This is a genomic window from Aliiglaciecola lipolytica (genome assembly GCF_018860635.1).
Classification (GTDB): Bacteria; Pseudomonadota; Gammaproteobacteria; order Enterobacterales; family Alteromonadaceae; genus Aliiglaciecola; species Aliiglaciecola lipolytica_A.
This window is the reverse complement of record NZ_JAHKPT010000007.1, coordinates 77951-97374: the sequence shown is the minus strand read 5'-3', so window position 1 is coordinate 97374 and position 19424 is coordinate 77951. Positions and strand designations below refer to the sequence as shown.

The window sequence follows — 19424 nt, the reverse complement described above, 5'->3', positions numbered from 1 at the left end:
TCCACTGAATCAAACTTCTTGTTATTAGATGTTGTTGGGGAAACAATTTAAGGGGAGGGATTGATTAAACTTATTTGTTGATAATATCACCTTTTATTTTCCTGTCTTATCAATTGCTTACTTTTTAAATTATTCTAGGATTATTATTAAAAGTGTTTTTTACTCGTTTTATGAGGTTTTCAGTTTCCACAAAATATTTCATTTTGAACTCGTAACTGATTGATAAATATCAAATTGCAGGGGGTATTATTAGGCTAAAACAAATGTTTGTAGGTTATAATGTTATATGTTAATGTCATTCTGTGGTTGGGTCATTATTGAGCATTTTGACGAAGCTGTGTAAACGCTAGTGCTTCATAAATAGAAGCGCAGTTAAAATTAATTTAATTATAATAAAAATACTTGCACCGGGAATCTATTATGAGAATAACGTTCAAAGTTACAGCCTTATCTATGGCCATTGCGTCCGTAATGAGCTCATCAGTTGTTTCACAAGCAAACGCACAAGAAGTTACAAACGATGAGAGCGGTCTTGAAGTCATCATGGTTACTTCACGAAAAGCTGTCGAATCTATTCAAGATGTGCCTTTGGCAATCAGTGCGTTTAGTGCCGAAGACATTGCCAAACGAAGCATCGAAGAACTAGAAGATGTCGCCATGTCTACACCTGGTTTGTCTTTTGAAGATTATTCCAATGGCGGTTACGGTACTCCCATTATTCGTGGTGCAAGCCAATTTTCCGTAGACCAACTTGAACAAAACGTTTCCACCTTTGTTGACGGCGTGTATATCCCTAGAAATTATGCACTTGATTTAGGTGCAATGGACATGGAACGTATCGAAGTCGTAAAAGGACCCCAAGGCGCATTATATGGTGCAAACTCATTCATGGGGGCTATTAATTACATTACTTCTAAAGCTGATTTAGGCGGCCTGACTGGTGAAGTCGGTTTGGTGGTAGGTGATGGCGGTCGTCGTGATATTACCGGTAACATTAGCGTGCCAATCATTGAAGACAAGCTAGCCGTTAAATTCAATTTCACCAACAGTGACTATGATGGTGATTGGACAAATTCACATCCAGCAGCACAAGCCGGTGTCAGTCCAGGTACTGATGATAGCTTGGGTGGTTGGGATAAAAAGACCTACAGCATTTCTTTAGTGGCAAAACCTACCGAAACTGTTGATATTGAAATGGCCTATCATTCTTTTGACTCTTTTACTGAGGGTAAAGCACAATCTCGTTTAGAAATTGGTGATTACAATTGTGGTGGTAGTTTATTTGGTGGTCCAGTTCGAGGTTATTGTGGCGAGTTGCCTGATACACCCCTTGAATTTGGTACTGATACCGAAACCGGTTTTTTGATTGACCCTAGAACCTATGCTTTAGACTCCGAAACTGAAATTTTTAGAGCTTCGATTTCAGCCGAGCTGACCAATAACTTTAGCGTTTCATATCAATTTGCCAATATTCAAGGTGAAACCATGAGTGCGGGTATTTCTGATAGATCGCCCCTTACCGGCACCGATTTGACACCTTTTGGTATTCCAGCATTCCTGAATGCATTTACCGTTTTACCTGTAGGTGGCTTTGACTATGATTCTCATGAGTTGAGAGCTGAATACACTGCTGACAATGGTGTGTATGCTATGTTCGGTGTGTATTCTTCCGATGGTGAAGATAGAGACACAGGACAAACAGGTTATTATGCTCCTCTTTATACTGATAATTTAGACCCAATTACCGAAGATTCTTTGGATCCGGACAGCCGCAACAATAATATCACCATTACTGAAGCAACCGCATTATTTGGACGAGTTGCCGTACCATTGATGGATGATAAATTAGTGTTAGCAGTAGAAGGTCGTTATACCGACGAAACTAAAAAGCAGAACATCACATATATCGATGAGTCTACAGCTGATGATTATGAAGACAGTTATTTTACACCTCGTTTCACAGCAGATTATAGTATTAACAAGAACCAACTCGTTTACTTTTCAGCTGCACAAGGTGTTAAATCTGGTGGCTTGAACCCTGAAATTAGCGGTGGCCTAGAAGACTCCGAAAAAGTGTATCAAGCAGATGAAAACACCACTTACGAAATTGGTTCAAAAAATACTATTTTAGATGGCGATCTTCGAATCAACGCTGCCGTTTATTATATTGATTGGACTGAACTACAAGTGAGTCAGGCGGCAATTAATGGCGGCTTTTTCACAACCTCTATTGTCGGTAATTTAGGCTCTGCAACATCCAAAGGTTTAGAAATGGATGTTACATATGCACTAACTGACGCCATTACGGTTAATGCCGGATTAGCACTTAATAATGCTAAATACGATGATGGAACTATCTCTCAGCGTTTAGCACGAGCTGCAATTTGTGATGACATCGTGTGTGCGGCCAATGGTGATATAGGAGGAAATTCATTACCAAGAAGTTCTGATACACAATGGAATATCGGTGCCCAGTATGATGGTGAGTTTAACGACAATCTAGAATATTTCGTACGTGCTGACCTTACTGGTCAATCTGAGCAATACATGTCAGAAGCGAATATTGCCACTTTGCCTTCTAGAACATTACTTAATCTACGTGGTGGTGTGACCGGTGAGAATTGGTCTGCAGAGTTGTGGGTTAAAAATGCAACAGATGAAGAATATGTATCAAACGCATTCTACATTCCTAGCGCATATTTCGTGTCTATCGTCCCAACTTGGGGTAACCAACGTCGAATCGGTGTTTCTGCAGAATACCGTTTTTAATCTCTGACGATAAATAGCGAAACTCGCTGTATAGTTATCGCAAGCCGGTCATCAAAAGCCGGTTTGTTGATAACTAGAGTGACCATTTAAAAAATCTGTTGGAGATGGTTTTTGTATGCAGAATGTTATTAAAAAATTAGCTTATGTAGTTGCTTTCCTGTTGCTAATTTTGCTCGTATTATTTGGCCTGAATTACACTTATATCAGCCGTGTTAATAGCTTAGAAGGTGTTGATACTATCCATGATACTGATTGGTTCAGTCCTGTGGTAACGATGGCAGCTAAAGCTAATCCAGATCCTCTTAGCATTTCACCTTTGGCTCTAAGTGAACAACAAACTCGCTTTACCGAATCCTTAAGTTACGCCGAAAAAATGGGCAGTAGCGCGTTTTTGGTGTGGCATAACGGTGAGTTAGTTGCGCAAAAGTTTTGGCAAGGTGAAAGTGAAGATAGTTATATGCAAACCTTTTCAATCCACAAGTCAATTGTGGCATTGGCGGTGGGCATTGCAGTAGAGCGGGGCGATATTGAATCGGTTCAAGATCCTGTTTCAAAATACATTGGACAATGGATTGATATGCCATATGGCCAAATTACCATTGAACATCTATTAACCATGGACTCAGGCTTGGCATTGCCGCCATTATCAATCGACAATAGCATTTTCGCCCACAGTACTAAATTAATGTACAGTGAAGATATTTCTGCCGTAGCTCGCTCGTTAGAACAAATTAGAGCGCCGGGTACAATGTTTGAATATAACAACTCTAATCCGCAATTATTAATTGATGTGATTGAAGCTGCCACTGGAGAAAAGTATGCATCTTACCTTGAGCAGCACCTCTGGTCGAAAGTAGCCAATAGTTCTGCCGATCTTTGGCTAGATCGAGAAAATGGTAGCGTCCATGGCTTTTGTTGTTTAATTGCCAAACCTGTGGATTTACTTGCTGTTGGTTTGTTGTTACTCAACCAAGGTATGGTTAACGATCAGCAAGTTATCTCAAAAGAATGGATCAACAAAACTACCCAAGCTTCTAATAGTAATCCTAATTATGGCTATTTAACTTGGTTAGGCAGTCCGTTCAAACCTATGCGTACTTATCGTCCTACTGATAAGTTTGGCGTCATCCACTCAGCTCCTTATTTAACCGATGACCTAGTCTTTTTTGATGGATTTGGTGGGCAACGGGTTTATATCGTGCCGTCAAAACAGTTAGTAATTGTTCGAGTAGGCGCAGTCCGATTTGACTTTGATGATGCCTTTATACCCAATTCAGTCATCAAAGCGATTACTCAAGTAGAGTAGAGGAAGCAGGATTTCCTAACATAGAAAAAAGCAATAAAAACGCCCTTGTTGTACGTCAATAACAAGGAAGTAAATGTTTAAATTCTTTAGGGCATTACCCAAGTGTAGGTCTTAGAATAAATATCAACCGATAGTGATTGTAAAAGATATGAATAAAAATAATAAATTTTATCAGCAGGGTGAGTTATGAATAATAAAAGTAAACTCGGTGGTTTTTTAGAACAACTAGGCTTGTGTTGTTCAGTGTTGTTTTACGTATTATTTGCTTGGCATCAGTGGTGGTCAGGCGTATCTCCGCGACTCATTCGTGGCAGTGCTGAACGGGATGCGATTCATCATGCTCACCTTAGCATTGGTGCTACTTTGTTCGTATTGGTCCTAGTGCTGTTTTTAATTTGGCTTTTACGACCTGGCGCATCGATCACAACGCGTTTGAAAAATGCCTTTTCTTCGGTTTCAACAACGGCCATTTCGCTGTTCTTCATTTTTATGTTTTTTGCCATGTTGTATGGTTTAGGCCAAGCGTGGGCTAAAGATGAAGTGACTAAAGTGTTAGGCGTGTTTCCCTTACCGCATTTTTTAGATTGGTCATGGAGTACCTCAGGTTACATGCATTCTGCATTTAGTAATGTGGCATCCGCGTTATTTTCTGGCATTGTATTTGTGTATTTGTTCACTCATTTACGTAAACATGTCAAACCTGGTGTGGCAGTTGCCATCCTTATCATAGTGCACTTATTGGTTAATTTACCTAAGCCACCTTCTATCCATCCTATTGCCGCTTTTGGTACCTATGTGCTTGTACCCATGTATTACCTTATTGCGTTGGCATTGTTTTGTTGGGCTAAGCATAAACGCTTGGTTTATATCCCGGTATTGAGCATCTTCATTTTGTTCTTTATGTACCTACCTTACTTTGCGTTTAAAGTGCTGCCACCTTGGCATGTTGCTAAAGCAACTGAGACAGTGTTAGTCGAATCAAAAGAAGTGCTAATACCTGCTCGTCCTCGTACCGAGATTTTCCCTACAACAGAAAGTTTAACCGCAGCTAAGAGTTCAGCGTCATGGTGTACTCAATGTCATAACGCCGTTGAAAGTAAAGAGCATTTATTAGGGCCAAATCTGGTTGGAGTGTTTAACCGTCAAGCTGGTACCGTGCAGGGATATGGTCGTTATTCAAAAGCCATGGTCAGTGCTGGGGAAGGCGGATTATTTTGGTCCAGAGCCAACTTATCTGAATTCTTATCTCACGGTAAAGACTTTGTCCCTGATAATTTAATGAATCAGCAAACGGATTTATCGGACCCAGTAAAACGAAACCAAGTAATTGATTATCTTGAATATATATCATCTAAATAGATGACAGGAGAAAGTATATGGGCAAGACAATAGGTAAGATTTTCATTGGCTTTTTAGCATTGGTGATGTTGGTTGGCGGTGTTTTATATTTAAAAGACCCTCTTTTTTGGAAGCGTTATTACCTGATTGCTACTGGTAACGGGGTTTTACCTCAATCCGGTTGGGCTGGCTCAGAATATATGGTTGCTGGTGATGCACAACAGTTATTTGATGTGGTCAATGAAGGAGAGGGCAGTATTCCCGCTGAAGCCCTTGCTCAAGTGAGCGAATATGCTGCTGAGCGCCGCAGCACTTCTTTGCTAATTTGGCATAAAGGTAAATTACGTTTTCGTGAGCACTATCAGGGACTGGATGAAAACTCATTAATCGTTGGCAAAAGTATGGCAAAAATGGTCGCCTCTTTAGTGGTTTCAAGAGCGATTAAAGATGGTTTTATTGCTGGTTTAGATGAACCTGCATCAACCTATATAACTGAGTGGCAAGGCACAGAAAAAGCCACCATCAGCATCCGTAATTTACTGCATATGGCGGCTGGATTTGAAAAGTACTACACCTTGGATATGAGCCCATTTAGCAATTTTACGCGTTCCTATATTTCAGGATATTCAGATGATGTGATAATCAATGATTATGAAGTGGTTGCTGAACCCGGTACCAAGTATGACTATAGCCAAGCGGTGTCTGATTTAATTGCGATAATAATCAAGCGGGCAACGGGGAAACCCTATGGCCAATACTTGTCTGAGTCACTGATTAAACCTATTCACGCGCAAGGTGGAGAGGTGATGCTCAACCGCCCTCAAGGTGTCGCTCACAGTGGCTGTTGTTTGTTATTGCCTTCAGAGTCTTGGTTGCGAATGGGGATACTACTTTTAAACGGTGGGGAAATAGATGGCCAATCGTTGTTTTCAGAAAACTGGATGGAAGACTATTTAGAGCCGTCACCTGCTAATCCTGCCATGGGATTACATATTTGGTTGGGGAAACCCTACTTTCCTAAACGTTCATGGGCACAAGTAGGCGCTGCCACAGGTTTTGGTGTTATCCACAGCGAACCCTATTTGGCTGATGACCTCTTTATGTTTGACGGCAGCGGCAATCAAGTGATGTATATCATTCCATCCATGGACTTGGTTATTTTACGTACCGGTGGGTTTAGTTGGGCACCGGGTAAAGAATGGGATAACAGTTATATTCCCAATACAATTATACGAAGCATACTGGAGCAGTAAACAGTGTCTAATCAAAGTTATATTTTAGTCGTACTAGTTGTATATAAATTAGTCTTGTTGGGTATCGGTTTTTGGGCACAGCGACGTGTTAAGAACAGTGATGATTTTTTCTTAGGTGGACGGGGATTAGGCCCTTTTGTTGCCGCCGTGAGTTACTCAGCTAGTTCTTCTTCAGCTTGGAAACTGCTTGGCTTTAGTGGCGTAGTAATGGTGCTAGGCATATCTGGTATTTGGCTAGCCTTGGGAAGTATTTTAGGGATGTTCATATCCTGGTATTGGTTCGCTCCTAGGCTTTATCGCACTAGTCTTGAACAAAAAGATTTAACTGTAACCGACTTCTTAAGTTTTGGCAGTAACGGCCTGATTAAAAAGCTAATCGTGGTGACCGCATCGATAATCATACTCGTTTCTTTTACTTTGTATGTTGCAGCTCAATTCCAAGGTGCGGGTAATATGTTTTCTGCGACTTTTGATATGCCAATGACCGAAAGCGTATTAATTGGTGCATTGATTATCTTTATTTACACTGTGCTGGGCGGTTTTTGGGCGGTAAGTATGACCGATGCACTGCAAGGCTCGATTATGGCAATCGCCACATTAGCGCTGCCAATTGCCGCGGTTGTCGCACTAGGTGGCCCTATCGATTTTGTCACCACCTTAATTGAGGTTGCTACGCCAGAACAACTCAGTTTAACTGGAGGGAATGTTGCCTTATTAGCCGCAGGTGTCATTATTGGTAATCTCAGCGTTTCAGTATCCTCTATGGGGCAACCCCATATGTTATTGCGCTTTATGGCATTGCGCGATGAAAAATCAATTAAGACAGGGCGACGTATTGCCGCAGCCTGGTTTCTTATCGTCGATTTGGGAGTGGTGATCGTTGGACTTGCAGGACTTGCATTACAAATGCAATTAGATAATCCAGAAAACCTGTTTTTTGTACTAACAACCGAATTGTTCCATCCTATAGTTGCAGGTGTTATTACCGCCGCAGTGCTGTCTGCCATCATGTCTACTGCTGACAGTCAGTTATTAGTTAGTGCATCTGTGGTAGCTCATGATTTGGGGTTAGAAAAACGCTCTCGCTTTTCTTCATTGACCATTTCACGATTAAGTATTTTGTTGGTCGTTGTTTTTTCAGTGTTAGTGACTTTGTATATGCCTGAGGCGATATTTAGCAGAGCCATTTTTGCATGGGTAGCGCTAGGCGCGTCTTTTGGACCAATAATTATTGTGCGTTTATGTAATCGAGATATTAATCCTAAAGCAACATTATTGGCGATGATAACGGGGTTTGTATTCGCGGTTACCTTTTACATGTTACCCAGTACACCAGGGGATTTCTTGGAAAGGGTAGTGCCGTTTAGCATTGCGACTATCATCGCGTTTGTTGGCTCTAAGCCTCGTACTAGAATTGCCTAAAGGTTTAGCGGCGTTGAAAAGAGCTTTAACATTAGAATCATTAAATCGTTTAAAAATTATGAGGGGCTATTAGTAAACACCCATAATTTTAATAATGAAAAAGTTATTAGTGGGGTCAAAAAACCTATGCCAATTAACGCATAATAAGCAGACAAATTTAATGAATCAGTTGTTATTAATACCCAAAGGGAATTGAGAGCATAACCAAGGAAACTCACACTGATAAAACGTAGAATGGTGTGCTTTTGACTGTGCTGTTGATTACCTGAAAAAGTCCAATATTGATGTCCAATATATGAGACAGTTAGGGCAACCCAGTATGCAATGAAGTTTGACAATTGAGGTGACATTAATTGCAGCGCGATACATAGTGTGAATATCCCACTATGTATTAAGGTTGCAATTAATCCAACGCTAAAAAATTTAACAAGTAGTTGGGTAAGTTGTTTAGCGATCAATTTTTGTCACTTGGATTCCAACCGTTTCGTTTACGATATATAGAGGCCGTCTTTTAATTTCTATAAATATGCGTGACAAGTACTCTCCGATCACACCCAAACATAACAACGTTAAACCACTCATGAATAGTAAAACTACCATTAAAGAAGCATATCCAGGGGTATCAGTACCATAAGTTATATTTTTAATAATTAGGTATATTCCTTAAAAAAAAGCGCTCAATGCCACACACGCACCAAAGTAGGACCAAATTTTGAGTGGCAATGAAGTAAACGAAATTATCCCGTCTAAAGCGAGCTTATAAAGTTTCCAATAATGCAGTTTCGTAGAGCCTGCAACTCTTGGGGCTCTGGAATATTCAACAACGGCTTCTCTAAATCCTAGAGACGCAAATAAGCCTTTCATAAATCTTGATCGTTCTCTAAACTTGCAAAGTGCATCGACAACTACTCTGTCTAATAAACGAAAGTCACCAACGTTTTGCGGAATGTGTATATCGGACATAGTATCAATCAGTTTATAAAAAATTAGGGAAGTCCAACGTTTAAGCCAAGAATCTGAACTTCTGTCAATGCGTTTAGCCAAAACAACTTGAAATCCTTCCTGCCATTTCACAATCATTTCTAAAATAACTTCTGGGGGGTCTTGCAAATCACAATCTATTGGAATGACAGCATCTCCAGTCGCATAATCGAGCCCCGCTGTAAGCGCTATTTCCTTGCCATAATTACGAGACAAATCTATTATTTTAATATGATGATTAGTTTTCGAATGTTGCTTTAAACATTCAAATGTTCCGTCGGAACTACCATCATTTATACAAATGATTTCATAATCCACATTTACATTTTCAAGACAGCGGTGTACTTCTTTGAAAAAAATATCTATAACTTCGATCTCGTTGTACATTGGTGCCAGTAATGAAACCATTGGTGAGGCTGGAGATATCTTATTCATATAATTCGTCCTAATCTTCACTGATTATTGAGATATCAACGGTTTAATAGTACATAACCTTTGCCTGAGTTCGAACGGTATCTGGAAGACGATTAATTCGTTATCCCTTCATTAGATTTTGACACGCTAAACTGCTCTTTAATTCATGTTAAATAAGTCGATGATAATTAATGTTTTCCAGATACGAACTTAAATGCCCGTAAATACATAACACTGTTTTCATTAAAGGCTGGGATGTTTGAACAAGCCCATTAAACTTACTTTTGATAAACTATTGCTTAATCGAAAAGAAAGCCTTCGGTAGTTCATGCTAATACAACTCCATTTATTGGATTAGATCTCATGTTAAGTTGCTAGATCTAGAAGCCTATTTTTTCGTTAAACCCTGTTAAAAACTACGCAGCGTTCTATAATCATAAGTGATCATTCAACTAATTGTTTTTTTTCTTTTACTTTTTTCAAGCTCTAGAATTAACAATAATAACAATACCCTTCAAATCAGAAATGTGGTTAAACTGTCATTTCGGTTAGATAGCAGGGCAATAATGAGCCTTTTGTCGATACGAAAAACCTCATTGAAAGAATTGTGCTTATTTTTACATTTCAATATGCTACTTAGAGTAACTATATAAGTATGAGCGATGCTATGTCGGGAGAAAATAAGAGGTCAATTTATACCTACTAGCGAAAATACAAAGAACACAAGAAGGACATTGTTTAGCGTTCAAATAAAATCTGAGCTATTAATAAATTAGGGATAGTTGAGTATGTCGTTAGTGACGGTTTATACAAGGTTATGTGAACTAAGATGGATTTTCTTGGCTTGTGTTCTAATTAACCTACTCGTGTTTTCATTCTCTTTCGCCCAGTTTCCAATAGGAAATCACGACTGGGGTCGTATGAGTGGCATTTCTCCTTTTGATCAATTACGGTTTGGCAGATGGTTTGTTACTGCAATATTATCGTTAAATTTTTTCAAGCAAATTCCCGTTTTAATTCTGTTAATTTCTATTTTATTTCAAGTTTCTAGTGGCCTTTTAGCAGCATATTTATTAGAAATAAATAGCAAAACTCGATTCAGTCGCAGTCGCTACCTAGTAGCTGGGTTATTGGTGAGTATAATTCCTTTTGTTAGTGCCCATCATTATTACACATTCATGAGCCACGTTTTCCCTGCTGCATAACTTCTTGTTATTGCTTCCATGCTGGTTGGTTCGTTAAGAGTGTCTTTTGTCTCGATAGCTTCAGGGGCTATTTTGTTCATGTTGTCGATGGCGACTTATCAAGCTTCAATCAACACATATGCAGTATTATTCTGTGGGGTAGTGATCGTCAGATTAGTCAATTTTTATGAAGAAAAAAACTAAGGGAAAATCTCATAGCTATTGCTTCTTTATCTTCAATTTTCGTTTTCGGTGCGATTTTTTATAAGGTTTCTTTAGTCTTGTGCGATCAGCTCGAGTGGTTAGAAACAGGTGCTTATCAGTTGGAGAGTTTGCAAATTGCCGATATACCTGAACGATTAGAAGAAGTAGTTGAGTCTTCCATTCGACAACTTGTCATTTCTCAGCCTTATTTTCCGTTCTATCTGAAATTATTGGCATTAACCATATCCATTGTCGGTGGGATAACCTTGCTCATCAAGCTAGGTATAAGGCAGAGATTAAACATCTTTCTAGTCCGTTCATTTATTTTAGGAGTTATATGTTTTCTGATGTTATTTGCAACAAAGACCCAATTTCTTCTCTCAGCGGACGAGGGTTTTTATTATTATAGGTTTGCTTCTTTTGGAATCTCATACTTCTATTTGTTTTTCTTCATGATGCTCCCTATTGACTGCAGTCCGAAGTGCAGAATTCCTATTTTAATCGCTTGCGCAGTATTGTTTTATAGCTTTTGGGTTTATGATTTAAGCCAGCAGAAAGATATGGTTAAACAAAACCACTATGACTTCAGTTTTGTGAATAGAATCATTGCTCGTCTTGAGCAAAGTGAAGACTTTTCATACGAACGAAGCTATAAGCTAATTCAGGTTGGTGATCTACAAAATCTTAAAAAATTTCATGGTGATTATGATGGTGATGACATGAGAGGCTACTGGTCACCTTTTCATCAATATTCTACAAATGCTACTTGGAATGCCGCGTCAATGTACGTGAAGCTAGAGCCACTATTAAAAATAAATCAGAATTACTCTTTTTATCATTTGGAATCCTATAATACAGAAAATGCAAAGAAAGACGTGGAGATGGCGATGGAATACATTATTAAGTCGCATTCATGGCCACACTCTGATGCGGTAAAAATTATTGGTGAGAATGTTATTGTTGTGATTCTCGAAAAGACCAAAAAAGAACAGACTTATATTGAAAACTGGCAGCAAAGTAAGCTCTAACCGCACAAGAGCATTGATCTGTAGAACAGCTTTATTTAATTAGACGCTCTTGCTGATTCAGCAATGTGCAATCATTACTTTAATGCATTTTTGCGTTTACTATAGAGCTAATTTTTTCGAAATGGAGAAGAGTGCTCGAAAGTTACTTAGGATCGAATACTAAGGTATTTAGATTCCCCTTTTTTGACCATTCATCCGTAAACCTGATCTTCTGATCACAGAGAGTCCAAATTTCCTTCCTTTAATTCAATGGTCCTTGATGTGGATCAGTTAATTGGCGCAGATTTAAACTATGCTTAGGTTTAGATTAGATAGTATTTGTACTATAACTCTATGAAGGCTAATCAATAAATTTTAAATCGAGGAATGTTTATGAAACACATTTTAGTTGTTGTTGAAAGGGAAGAAAGCGTCAAGCCAATGTTGGATAAAGCATTAAAATTTGCACCTGAAAGTATCACTGTGCTTTATATCGTAAGCAATGTGCTAGATTCTAATGCAGAAGCGTTAACTACCCTAATAAACAACGAAGTGAAAGATGCTTGCAAATCGACGATCCTCCTTGAAATAGTTAAGTCGGCATCTGAGCGAGAAGAAGTACTTTTCAAAACCCTAAGCAGCAATAAATTCGATACTACATTCCTGCACAGACCCCAATTAGGTCGTGAATTATTGGACTTTTCACTGATCAAAGCCGCGCTTAAAGGTCCAATTAAATCAAGCGTCCTACTATGTGGTGATAATCGCTGGCGCGGACAACTTAAATTGTTAGGAACCGTTGATATTTTCACCAGAACCCCCGCTCAAAAAGAATTGAATGATAAAGTGCTTACTACTTCTGCTCAACTTGCAAACCAGTTATCTGCAGATGTGTCGCTTTTAGGCGTGATTCCAATCCCACGGATTAAACAGGAATTTGATATTACTGAACCGGGTGAAGTTATGCTTAAGAAAGGTAAATTATCAAAAGCCAAACTAGAAAAAATTGCCGAGGAAATGGATGTTTTCACAGAATATTCAGTGAAAATTGAGGCCGGTTCGCCACATGTGTTGATACCCTCAGTTGCCAGCAAAATGAAAGCAAATCTGGTGGTGTTAGGCAACGTAGGACGTAAGGGGATTAAAGGTTTATTAATCGGTAATACAGCAGAGAAAATTCTAACTCGATTGACTGTTGATGTGCTCATCGTTCGACAGTAAATATGACTCAGATATTTAGCGGTTCACTTAAAAATTTGGCAGATCACTTTGACCGCTTGATCAATGGCAGATTATGGCTAAAAGTTCTGATTGCTCTGTTCTTGGGAGTGATTTTTGGCGTGCTCCTAGGACCAGATTTAGATTTAATCGCACCCAATACAGTGAAAACCATTACTGCTTGGCTAGCGTTACCGGGCCAAGTGTTTTTGGCCGTTATTCAAATGATCGTTGTGCCTCTCGTGGTTGCATCGATTGTGCGTGGGTTAGCGGCTAATAATAATCCCGCGGCGATTAAAAAGAATGGTCTTATTGCCCTTATCTTTATTGTGATTTCCACCGCCGTGGCGGCGACAGTTGGCATCACTTTGGCACTAAATATTCAACCCGGACAGTTTGTTGACGCAAGAATGTTAGTGGACGTTGGTTCAACAGCCGCTAACTCTAACGTGCAAGGTTTTCCTGCTATGTCTGAGTTACCCGAAAAAGTGTCTGCGTTGATTCCTAAAAATCCGCTAGCATCTATGGCCTCTGGGGAAATGTTGCAGGTAATTTTATTTGCCGCTTTGTTAGGGGCTGCCATGCTGTCGATCCCTGCACAACAATCAAAACCTCTGTTTGATTTAATGGGGGCATTGCAAGAAGTGAGCTTACGGATTGTATCTTGGGCGATGTTATTAGCGCCTATTGCGGTCTTTGGTTTAATTACTCGATTAGTGGCTAATTTAGGAATTGATGTGTTGGCCGGCATGGCGGTGTATGTAGCTACTGTGGTACTGGGCCTGATAATTGTAGCTGTAATGTATTTCATGGTAGCTAAGTTAACGATGACACAGTCGTTTCGTGAATTTTTTAGTAACGTCAAAGAATTATTATTGCTGGCTTTTTCAACCAGTAGTTCGGCTGCCGTGATGCCAATTAGTTTACAAGTTACTGAAGATAAGCTGCATGTTAATCCAGAAATAGCTCGTTTCCTCATTCCATTAGGCGCAACAATCAATATGACTGGGACTGCTATGTATCAAGGCGTCGCGACCGTGTTTTTGGCGCAGGTTTTCCAAGTCGATTTGAGCCTTTCCAGTTATCTTTACATAGTAACAATGTCAGTTGCAGCATCAATTGGATCACCAGCAACCCCAGGTGCCGGAATCATCATCTTAAGTATGGTACTTGAAGGTGTTGGCATACCCGCAGCAGGAATAGCATTGATACTTGGGGTCGACCGTATCTTAGATATGTGTAGAACCTCAGTAAATGTACTTGGTGATGTCGTGGCTTGCACAACTGTTCAATATTTTACCGGCGCTGAAAAAGCGTTAGTTAATGAAGCCAAATAACGTCAATGAAAGCAAAAATAAACTGATTATTTGCAGAGTTTTTTAAATCAGTGACTATGCTTTAAATAGTCTTTAATTGCTTGAAAAGCTTAGCGAAAGGATAGGTGTTTAGTGGAATCAGTAGTGTTGGCAGGGACAATTTTTGGCGGCTTAGGTCTGTTTTTGTTAGCCATTGGCATGATGACTGATGGGTTAAAACTTGCGGCGGGAACGTCATTAAGAAAGCTGCTTTCACATTGGAGCAGTACACCCTTACGGGGGATCTACTCTGGCTGTTTTATGACTGCAGTAGTGCAATCCTCTAGTGCTGTAACAGTAGCATCTTTAGGATTCGTTAATGCCGGTCTTATTACCATGCGACAGGCGTTAGGGATTATATACGGCGCTAATATCGGTACAACGATGACTGGCTGGTTAGTCGCGCTAATTGGTTTTAATCTTAATATTAATGCATTTGCATTACCTATGATTGGTTTTGGAATGTTATTGAAGCTGATTAAACAGCAAGGAAAGGCCGCCTCATTTGGTATTGCATTAGTTGGCTTTGGATTGTTTTTTATTGGTATCGATACGCTAAAAGGTGCGTTTGAAGGCATTGTTCTGACTTTAGACATTAGTAAAATTTCAGCTGAGGGTATTAGCGGTATTTTGCTCTTTTTGTTGGTCGGCATAGTGATGACCGTTTTGACCCAGAGCTCAAGTGCATCAATTGCACTGACTATCACCGCAGCATCAAGCGGAATGGTAGGGATTTATGCCGCCGGAGCAATGGTTATTGGCGCTAATATTGGCACTACATCTACTGCGTTGTTGGCTGCGATTGGCGCTACATCGAATGCTAAAAGGGTGGCGGCTGCACAGGTCATTTTTAATGGCGCAACGGCGATCGTAGCGCTGTTACTGTTACCTGTTTTGTTCTATTTAATCGAGGTTATCACCAATAGTTTAGAACTTAGCGCTGATCCGGCCATTTCATTAGCGCTATTTCATAGTGTGTTTAATATACTCGGCGTATTGTTGGTATATCCCTTTAACGATCGCTTAGCCAAGTTTTTAGAAGCACGTTTTCTTAGCTGGGAAGAAAAAGCTTCCCATCCTCAGTATCTAGATAAAACCATTGCACAAACACCAGTATTAGCAGTGAATGCACTACTATTGGAGAATCTCTCAGTTGCCGACAAAATCGCTGTCCTTTATGGTAAATCAATCACGCCAAACTCCGCTCATAGTCACGAATTAATCCATGAACTTAACGTTATAAAATCCCTTTCATCGGAAGTGTCGCGTTTTATTGTGAATATTCAGACTGAAGCGTTAGGCCAGGATACTATCGAAGATCTCGCCACTTTAATGCGTATCGATCAATATTTTTTGAGTTGCGCAGTATCCATTGAACGATTAGCTCAGCAAATGCAAACGCGGGACTATTCAGCCAGTAAATCAACGGATCAACATTTCATACAGTACGCTGAGCGGGTACAGACGTTAATTAATATTAGCCGTTCAGGTGAATCACAAAATGCTGAATCATTGGCAACACATTTCAATCAACTTCAAATTGAACATGACAAGTTTAAGGCTGAGCTAATCGTTGAGGGCACGCGGGCGCACATTTCTGTCGCGCAAATGTCTGAATCAATCGATTGTTTGGCTGAAATATTACGATTTGTCCAACAGTGGTTTAAAGCTTTGACTCGAATTCACGGGTTACAACTTAAACTAGCAAGCTCTGCTGCGCCTGCGACATCTGAGGTGGATGACCTAGCTGCACAATAATAACGGAGAGAATCATGGCTAAACTGACTTTTTATGGTGCTATCGAAGGCGTAACAGGATCTATGTATTTGCTACAAACCGGCAATAGCAAGGTTTTACTGGATTGCGGTTTATTTCAGGGTAGACGCGAAGAGGAAGAGGCTAACTTAAAACCTTTACCTTTTGATGTCAGTCAGTTGGATGCAGTGGTGCTTTCCCATGCCCATTTAGACCATTCTGGTCGTTTGCCATTGCTCGTTTCTCAAGGTTTAAGCTGTCCAATTTATATGACTTCGGCAACTAAAGAGTTGATCGAAGTGTTGCTCAAAGATGCGGCATCATTACAGCAGCGCGATGTTGAATGGGAAAACAAACGTCGACGCCGTGCCGGTAAAGAGGAAATTGAGCCACTCTATAATTTGCAAGATGTGGAAACCACTTTAGACGTCTGTATTGGCATTAGTTACCACCAAAAACGAGATGTAGCAGAGAATGTGACTGTTCATTTTCTAGATGCCGGTCACATTCTCGGATCTGCTATTGTCGAAGTATTTATAGACGAGCAGGGAGGTCCTAAAAAATTAGTATTTTCCGGTGATCTTGGAAACTCACAAGCTGCTTTGTTAAACGATCCCGAATTAGTTGATTCGGCTGATATTTTGTTGCTGGAATCCACTTATGGTGACCGAGACCATCGCTCTATGGAAGAGACGTTGCAAGAGTTTGAAGACGTGATTGAAGAGGCTTCTGAAAATGGTGGCAATATTTTAATTCCCTCGTTTGCTGTTGGCAGGACTCAAGAAATTATATTTCGACTCGGCGAGTTGTATCAAAAAGGCAAGTTAAGGCAACAAGCGGTATTTTTAGACAGTCCAATGGCTATTGCGGTAACGGAAATTTATCACCGTTATCAGAACATTTTCAATGAACAAGATCGTTCAGCTATGGGAGGGGAAAACAATCAACAAAGTTTACATAAATTTCTGCCTGTGCTGCGCTACTCAAGCAGCACTGAAGAGTCTATGGCGTTGAATCAAATTGACAGAGGTGCGATTTTTATTGCTGGCAGTGGCATGTGTAATGGCGGCAGAATACGTCACCACCTTAAACATAACTTATGGCGTAATCAGTCCCATGTAATCTTTGTTGGGTTTCAAGCGATTGGCACGCCAGGCCGGGCGTTGGTTGATGGTGCTAAAACCTATAAAATAGCGGGAGAAAATATTGCCGTCAAAGCACAAATTCATACTATGGGAGGCTTTTCAGCCCATGCGAGTCAAACTCAGTTAATCCAATGGGCGCAAGGGTTCACCACTAAAAAACCACAACTATTTCTAGTTCATGGTGAGGATAAAGCGAAACAAACATTGCAAGCGGCGTTCAAAAAAGTCGGTTGGCAGGCAACGATTCCGACACTAAATCAAACAATACAATTTTGAGTAAATCGTTTTTAGCAGTAAACTGAATTATCTTGGATTAATTCAGCCCCACGAAAATAAAGGGTAACGTAAAGTAGCTATTATGAAAAAACAATTACCTTGGTGGGGAGAGTTTACATTCGCACTTTCAGAGACAAAATGTTGGCGAATTAGAGAACGTTTAATTGCCATAAAGCGTGGTCAAGGTGAGTGGACAATATGGAACCACGAAACGACCGCTGAAATTGATTTACCTATTTCTACAGATAAATCAATTTCAAATGAAAGCTTTGAGGATGTCGAGTTTTCGCGTTATTTGCTGGAAAATACCAGCGAAACGCTGTTAATTGAACCCTCACTGGCCGATAGGGCAATGGTGGTAAGGCCGAGCCGACCGCTGGTGGTTTTACCAGAAGAACAGATCAACGTTTTTGTCAGTACGCCATTGTGGATGACTATCTTAATACCAAACCATCCGTTACCAATGGCTGATATTCCCTTTTGGCGACCATCTGATTCCTGGTTTGGGCCTTCTACAATGGAAGGGGACCTGTGTTATTCAAAATATACAGATGCAAAAATGGATATTAAACGCTTGGAAAAACGTTCTCATCGTGCGACAACCATGGTGACAATTAAAAATGCCCAAGAAAAACCTTTAACTATTGATAAATTAAATTTGCCAGTTCCAGCACTTAAATTATATGTTAATCAGGACGGCGAGTTTTGGACAGACCAAGTTTCTATTATGCAGCGTTTAGAGCATACCAAATCAGTTTCACATGTTCGTCATTCCCCTCCAGATAAGATCCAGTTAATGGAATTGGTGTCTGAATCCCGTGAGTTGAGTAAAAAGTCGTCTTTTTTGTCTTCTATTGCAAGCTTAATTAATTAGCTTAAACCCGAGAATTGAATCCGATGAAAGAACTAAGTGAAAGCACGATTTTTTCAGATATGTTGCCCGCATTTGACGTGGTAAAAGCCATAATTATATTAGTCTTGGGGTATTTATTAGCCAAGTCTTTGAGTAATTTAGTTGCTCGTTTTAACGTCGCAAACATGACAAAACACGGTCAAGTGCTATTACGCCGTGGTATTTTTTACGGTGTCATGGTGTTAATGTTTATTTCTGCTTTGAGAGAGCTCGGCTTTGATCTCAGTGTGGTGTTAGGGGCAGCCGGTATTTTGAGTGTGGCGATTGGTTTTGCTTCTCAAACATCTGCGTCTAACCTGATTAGCGGACTCTTTTTGATGATGGAGCGGCCGTTTTCTATTGGTGATGTTATTCGCGTGGATGAAACAACCGGAGAGGTCATATCGATTGATTTGCTTTCCGTCAAAATCCGCACCTACGATAACCTGTTTGTTCGAGTGCCAAATGAGTCCATGATCAAAGCTCAAGTGACCACGTTAACCCGATTTCCAATTCGTCGAGCTGATCTCAAAGTGGGTATTGCGTACAAAGAAGACATTGAACAGGTGAAAATAATATTGGCCGAGCTAGCGGACAAAAATCCGCTATGCTTGAGTGAGCCTGCTCCACTATTTATTCTGCTAGGTTTTGGTTCTTCCTCAATTGATATTCAATTTTCAGTTTGGACTAAAAGAGAAAACTTCTTGCTGTTAAAAAACCAAATGTATCAACAAATCAAGCAAGTATTCGATGCAAACGGCATAGAAATTCCATTCCCTCATTTGAGTTTGTATTCGGGGGAAGCGAGCAAGCCGATTCCGGTTTCCTTATCACAAAATGAGGGGGAGGGTGAGCGTTCAGCGCCGCAAAGCCCGTCCAAATCAGACAGCAAATAAGGTTAATTT

14 protein-coding genes are annotated in these 19424 nt (G+C 40.0%); 12 read left to right on the top strand and 2 right to left on the bottom strand.

Features of this window, described 5'->3' with window-relative positions; translation table 11 throughout:
- Positions 1-420: 420 nt before the first annotated feature.
- The 5 genes from KO530_RS03570 (at position 421) to KO530_RS03550 (ending at position 8088) form a co-directional block, all read left to right on the top strand.
- Positions 421-2769, top strand: coding sequence for a TonB-dependent receptor (locus KO530_RS03570; RefSeq protein ID WP_216047025.1), 2349 nt, complete (start codon positions 421-423; stop codon positions 2767-2769).
- A gap of 115 nt (positions 2770-2884) precedes the next feature.
- On the top strand, positions 2885-4075 hold the full coding sequence (locus KO530_RS03565) for a serine hydrolase domain-containing protein (RefSeq protein ID WP_216047024.1): 1191 nt from the start codon (positions 2885-2887) through the stop codon (positions 4073-4075).
- Positions 4076-4261: 186 nt separating this feature from the next.
- Positions 4262-5434, top strand: coding sequence for a c-type cytochrome (locus KO530_RS03560; RefSeq protein ID WP_216047023.1), 1173 nt, complete (start codon positions 4262-4264; stop codon positions 5432-5434).
- A gap of 17 nt (positions 5435-5451) precedes the next feature.
- Positions 5452-6666, top strand: coding sequence for a serine hydrolase domain-containing protein (locus KO530_RS03555; protein WP_216047022.1), 1215 nt, complete (start codon positions 5452-5454; stop codon positions 6664-6666).
- A 3-nt stretch (positions 6667-6669) separates the two neighbouring features.
- A complete protein-coding gene (locus KO530_RS03550) occupies positions 6670-8088 on the top strand; it encodes a sodium/proline symporter (protein ID WP_216047021.1) in 1419 nt (472 codons plus the stop codon).
- Positions 8089-8144: 56 nt separating this feature from the next.
- Here the strand turns inward: KO530_RS03550 and KO530_RS22190 are convergent, their stop codons facing one another.
- Positions 8145-8546, bottom strand: coding sequence for a GtrA family protein (locus tag KO530_RS22190; RefSeq protein ID WP_216047020.1), 402 nt, complete (start codon positions 8544-8546; stop codon positions 8145-8147).
- A 205-nt stretch (positions 8547-8751) separates the two neighbouring features.
- Positions 8752-9504 (bottom strand): glycosyltransferase family 2 protein, encoded by a 753-nt coding sequence (locus tag KO530_RS03540; RefSeq protein WP_252728805.1) that lies wholly within the window; start codon positions 9502-9504, stop codon positions 8752-8754.
- Positions 9505-10948: 1444 nt separating this feature from the next.
- On the opposite strand from KO530_RS03540, the gene KO530_RS03535 reads away from it, so the two are divergent.
- From KO530_RS03535 to KO530_RS03505, 7 genes are all read left to right on the top strand, one after another.
- Entirely contained in the window at positions 10949-11899 is a 951-nt protein-coding gene (locus KO530_RS03535) for a hypothetical protein (protein WP_216047019.1), read from the top strand.
- A 372-nt stretch (positions 11900-12271) separates the two neighbouring features.
- Complete coding sequence (locus tag KO530_RS03530; protein WP_216047018.1) at positions 12272-13099, top strand: universal stress protein; 828 nt, start codon at positions 12272-12274, stop codon at positions 13097-13099.
- Positions 13100-13101: 2 nt separating this feature from the next.
- Positions 13102-14433: a dicarboxylate/amino acid:cation symporter gene (locus KO530_RS03525; RefSeq protein WP_216047017.1), complete on the top strand. Its 1332-nt coding sequence runs from the start codon at positions 13102-13104 to the stop codon at positions 14431-14433.
- A gap of 111 nt (positions 14434-14544) precedes the next feature.
- Positions 14545-16209, top strand: a complete 1665-nt coding sequence (locus tag KO530_RS03520) for a Na/Pi cotransporter family protein (protein WP_216047016.1) — start codon at positions 14545-14547, stop codon at positions 16207-16209.
- A 14-nt stretch (positions 16210-16223) separates the two neighbouring features.
- Entirely contained in the window at positions 16224-17627 is a 1404-nt protein-coding gene (locus KO530_RS03515) for an MBL fold metallo-hydrolase RNA specificity domain-containing protein (RefSeq protein WP_216047015.1), read from the top strand.
- An 82-nt stretch (positions 17628-17709) separates the two neighbouring features.
- The gene (locus tag KO530_RS03510; RefSeq protein WP_216047014.1) at positions 17710-18501 is read left to right on the top strand and encodes a DUF432 domain-containing protein; all 792 of its coding nucleotides are present in this window, start codon (positions 17710-17712) and stop codon (positions 18499-18501) included.
- Between the two features lie 23 nt (positions 18502-18524).
- Positions 18525-19415, top strand: a complete 891-nt coding sequence (locus KO530_RS03505; protein ID WP_216047013.1) for a mechanosensitive ion channel family protein — start codon at positions 18525-18527, stop codon at positions 19413-19415.
- The last annotated feature ends 9 nt before the right edge of the window (positions 19416-19424 follow it).

What these genes read in the sequence shown, in the direction of transcription:
- KO530_RS03540 (WP_252728805.1), bottom strand. Translation starts at nt 9,504, where the DNA reads ATGAATAAGATATCTCCAGCCTCACCAATGGTTTCATTACTGGCACCA.
- KO530_RS03555 (WP_216047022.1), top strand. Translation starts at nt 5,452, where the DNA reads ATGGGCAAGACAATAGGTAAGATTTTCATTGGCTTTTTAGCATTGGTG.
- KO530_RS03515 (WP_216047015.1), top strand. Translation starts at nt 16,224, where the DNA reads ATGGCTAAACTGACTTTTTATGGTGCTATCGAAGGCGTAACAGGATCT.
- KO530_RS03565 (WP_216047024.1), top strand. Translation starts at nt 2,885, where the DNA reads ATGCAGAATGTTATTAAAAAATTAGCTTATGTAGTTGCTTTCCTGTTG.
- KO530_RS03570 (WP_216047025.1), top strand. Translation starts at nt 421, where the DNA reads ATGAGAATAACGTTCAAAGTTACAGCCTTATCTATGGCCATTGCGTCC.
- KO530_RS03510 (WP_216047014.1), top strand. Translation starts at nt 17,710, where the DNA reads ATGAAAAAACAATTACCTTGGTGGGGAGAGTTTACATTCGCACTTTCA.
- KO530_RS03560 (WP_216047023.1), top strand. Translation starts at nt 4,262, where the DNA reads ATGAATAATAAAAGTAAACTCGGTGGTTTTTTAGAACAACTAGGCTTG.
- KO530_RS03505 (WP_216047013.1), top strand. Translation starts at nt 18,525, where the DNA reads ATGAAAGAACTAAGTGAAAGCACGATTTTTTCAGATATGTTGCCCGCA.
- KO530_RS03530 (WP_216047018.1), top strand. Translation starts at nt 12,272, where the DNA reads ATGAAACACATTTTAGTTGTTGTTGAAAGGGAAGAAAGCGTCAAGCCA.
- KO530_RS03525 (WP_216047017.1), top strand. Translation starts at nt 13,102, where the DNA reads ATGACTCAGATATTTAGCGGTTCACTTAAAAATTTGGCAGATCACTTT.